The 3,350-nt window shown below is 69.2% G+C and carries 4 protein-coding genes; 3 read left to right on the top strand and 1 reads right to left on the bottom strand.

All coding sequences use genetic code 11. The features are described 5' to 3' along the window. Positions 1-145 precede the first annotated feature (145 nt). The gene (locus tag QH470_RS34560) at positions 146-607 is read left to right on the top strand and encodes a VOC family protein (RefSeq protein ID WP_280276596.1); all 462 of its coding nucleotides are present in this window, start codon (positions 146-148) and stop codon (positions 605-607) included. Between the two features lie 44 nt (positions 608-651). On the opposite strand, the gene QH470_RS34565 is transcribed toward QH470_RS34560, so the two are convergent. Next, positions 652-1,158, bottom strand: coding sequence for a DUF2505 domain-containing protein (locus QH470_RS34565; protein ID WP_280276597.1), 507 nt, complete (start codon positions 1,156-1,158; stop codon positions 652-654). Positions 1,159-1,252: 94 nt separating this feature from the next. Between QH470_RS34565 and QH470_RS34570 the strand changes: the two genes are divergently transcribed. Both QH470_RS34570 and QH470_RS34575 read left to right on the top strand, forming a co-directional pair. Continuing rightward, the gene (locus QH470_RS34570) at positions 1,253-1,690 is read left to right on the top strand and encodes a DUF3592 domain-containing protein (protein ID WP_280276599.1); all 438 of its coding nucleotides are present in this window, start codon (positions 1,253-1,255) and stop codon (positions 1,688-1,690) included. 92 nt (positions 1,691-1,782) lie between these two features. Continuing rightward, positions 1,783-2,925 carry a glycosyltransferase family 4 protein gene (locus QH470_RS34575; protein ID WP_280276598.1) on the top strand — a complete coding sequence of 381 codons (1,143 nt, stop codon included), beginning with the start codon at positions 1,783-1,785 and terminating at the stop codon, positions 2,923-2,925. The last annotated feature ends 425 nt before the right edge of the window (positions 2,926-3,350 follow it).

Consider the following 3,350-nt stretch of genomic DNA (forward strand, 5'->3'; position numbering starts at 1 on the left):
CCGTTGCAATGCGACGAAGGAGCCAGCAACGGCACCCGAAAACCGAGACCAAGGGCGCCGAAAACCCGCCGGAGCGAAGCGGAGGCCAAAAATACAGCAACTTTAGAGAAGCCGCAGACCACCAGCACTCCATACGCTTGCCCCCATGCCAACCATCACGAACGTCTCACTGGTCACCGTCTACGTCACCGACCAGACCGAAGCCAAGCAGTGGTACATCGACAAGCTGAGCTTCGTCGAAAGAGCCGATATCACCATGGGAGACAACGGTTTTCGCTGGGTGACCGTCGCACAGCCGGATCACCCGGAACTCGAGGTGGCCCTCATGGTCCCCGGCCCGCCCCTGGACGACACCCTCGCCGACGCGATCCGCCGCGCCCTGGCCAACGGAACCCACGGAGCACTGGGCCTGCACACCGACAACTGCCAGAAGACCTACGAGGAACTCACCGCCAAGGGCGTCGAATTCGTCCAGCCGCCGTCGCAACGCCCCTACGGCGTGGAAGCCGTCATGCGGGACAACTCCGGGAACTGGCTGGTGCTGGTCGAGAAGCGCGAGTTCGATCCGGCCACCGCGGAGTGGGGCGAGGACTCGAACCGCGAGTGAGGCCGCGGCACGGGCGCAGGAACGTGCCTGCGCCCGCCTCCGGATCAGGCGTCGGCCGTGGTGGCCAGCCAGTTCTCGATGAACTTGCGCTCGCTGTTGACCACCCGCTGCTGCAGATTCTCGGCCAGCGGCTCGATGGCGCCGCCCACCAGCGGCACCTTCACCGAAACGGTCCCCGCGACCTCGATCTCCGAGCCCTCCGCGGTGGGCCGCAGCACATAGGCCCCCGACATTTCGGTGGTGATCCCCGTGGAGGCGCCGACGAAGGTGCCCTTCGCGGTATCGCCGTCGAGCACTCCCCAGCTGTCGGTGCGCTCGAGCACCAACTCGCTCTTGAGCACCTTGCGCACGAGGGCCGGAACCTTGTCCTCCCGGGCACGTTCGGTCATGTGCACACGGATGGTGCCCGGCCCGTCGGGGTGGGACAGCTCGAGGGTGGCGGTCTCGGCCCCGTCGAACCTGGCCTGCCACATCTCGTCGCTGGTGATCGCCCGGTGAAGATCTTCTACCGGGACGGTGTATGACACGGTGAAGCTGAATTTTCGGGACATGGGCGCACACGCTATCCGAGCGATGCAATAGCCTTGTGCGGTGTCGGAAACCACCCAGTCTGATCAGCTGCGGGGACGCCGGATCGAGCCCCGGATCGGGGTGCCCGACGAGCCCCGGCCGCGGCATCGGCGGGCCCGGATCGCTGTCGTGGTGGCCGCGACGGCCGTGAGCGTGCTGGCGGCGCTGCTGGTGCTGGCGGCCTGGCGCGACGATATGTTGATCAATTCCAACAAGGGCGTGACGAGCGCCGAGGTGCTGTCGGCGGGGCGGCTGCGGTCGGCGATCACCTACGTCACGCCCGACGGCGTGACGCGCAATCCCAAAGTGGGCGTGCTGTATCCGACGAAACTGACCGCCGGCGAGCGCATCAACGTCGAATACAGCAAGGAGGACCCGGAACTCGTGCGCGTGGCCGGGCGCGACGCCCGGGTGGCCATCATTCCCGCGTTGTCGGTGATCGTGGTGGCGTGGGCGCTGGCACTGCCGGTGCTGTGGCTGCTGCGCAGGTCGGAGCGCCGCTCCCCGGACTGAGTGCCGCGGCGTCGTGCAGTGTTCGCCCGATCTTCGTACGGGTGTCACGTCGGTGTGGCGGGTTCGCGTCGTCCCGGATTCACACTCGAATCGTGCGTGTAGCGATTGTCGCGGAGTCGTTTCTGCCGAACATGAACGGCGTGGTCAATTCCGTGCTGCAGGTGCTCGATCATCTGGACCGCAATGGTCATCAAGCGCTGGTGATCGCGCCGGACACGCCGCGGGGACTGCCGCCCGCGCCGCACGCGCACGGCCGTTTTCCGGTGCTGCGGGTACCGGCGGTGATGGTGCCGAAGATCAGTTCGCTGCCCGTGGGGTTGCCGCAGCCGGGGATCACCGCCGCGATCGACGAATTCGGTGCGGACGTCGTGCATCTGGCGTCGCCGTTCCTGCTGGGCGCGGGCGGTGCGGCCGCCGCGGTGCGACTCGATCTGCCCGCCGTGGCGGTGTATCAGACCGATGTGGCCGGATTCGCCTCCAGCTACGGGCTCGGTCCGGCGCGGCGTGCGGCCTGGGCCTGGACGCGGCGCATCCACGAGCGCGCGGCACGTACCCTGGCGCCGTCCACGGCGGCCGCCGAAGACCTTGCGCGGCATGGCATTCCGCGGGTACACCGCTGGGCTCGCGGCGTCGACGTCGCCCGCTTCACGCCCTCTGCGCGGTCGGCGGAGTTGCGGGAGCGGTGGTCCCCCGACGGCCGGCTGATCGTGGGATTCGTCGGTCGGCTGGCGCCGGAGAAGCATGTGGATCGACTGGTCGCGCTCGCCGACGACCCGGATGTCCGGCTGGTGATCGTCGGTGACGGTCCGGAACGGGCGCGGCTGGCGCGGCTGCTGCCCACGGCGACCTTCACCGGGGAACTCGGCGGGTCCGAGCTCGCCCAGGCCTACGCGAGTCTGGACGTGATGGTGCATCCCGGCGAACACGAGACGTTCTGCCAGGGCGTCCAGGAGGCGCTGGCCTCGGGCCTGCCGGTGGTCGGGCCGGACGCCGGTGGCCCGCGCGACCTGATCTCGCACTGCCGCAACGGTTATCTGCTGCCGGTCGACCGCTTCGCCGAACTGCTGCCCAGTGCCGTCGGGGCGCTGCGGGATCCCGAGGTGCGTGCCCGTTTCGCCGTCTCCGCCCGCAAATCCGTCCTGCACCGCACCTGGCCCGCGATCTGCGCCGAACTGCTGGGGCATTACGCGGATGTGCAGGGCATCGACCGGGCGGGCCTGTCCCGCACGGCGTAGTTCCGCAGGCGGCCTGTCGAAGAAAATCGGTGGCGGCCGGGTGTGGCGCCTGTTTACCCTGTGCCGCATGGGAGGTTCAGGCGTGAACGGCGCGTGCGCGATCGGCGCGTACTTCGTACGGCTGCGCGCAGCAGCCTGGACCCTGCCCGCGCAGCGCCTCGTGCTCCGCTGATCCGGAGTTTCCCCTGACGGCCGAACGGCCGCGGCCTCGCGTGTCCCGGCATGGGTCCGGGCGAATCACACCTTTCTGATTCGACCGCTCCGTTCGGAGGACACCCATGTCCCGTTCACTGTCGCGCGCGCGGCGGGCGCGCCCCCCCCGGTACCCGAACATACTCGTCGACGCCCCGGCCGCGGCGCAGATAGTGCGCGCCCCCCGGAAAGAGCCCGGGGGGCGGGTACTCCAGGTAGGTGCGGGGGGCGGC

This window comes from Nocardia wallacei (assembly GCF_029868745.1).
Classification (GTDB): Bacteria; Actinomycetota; Actinomycetes; order Mycobacteriales; family Mycobacteriaceae; genus Nocardia; species Nocardia wallacei_B.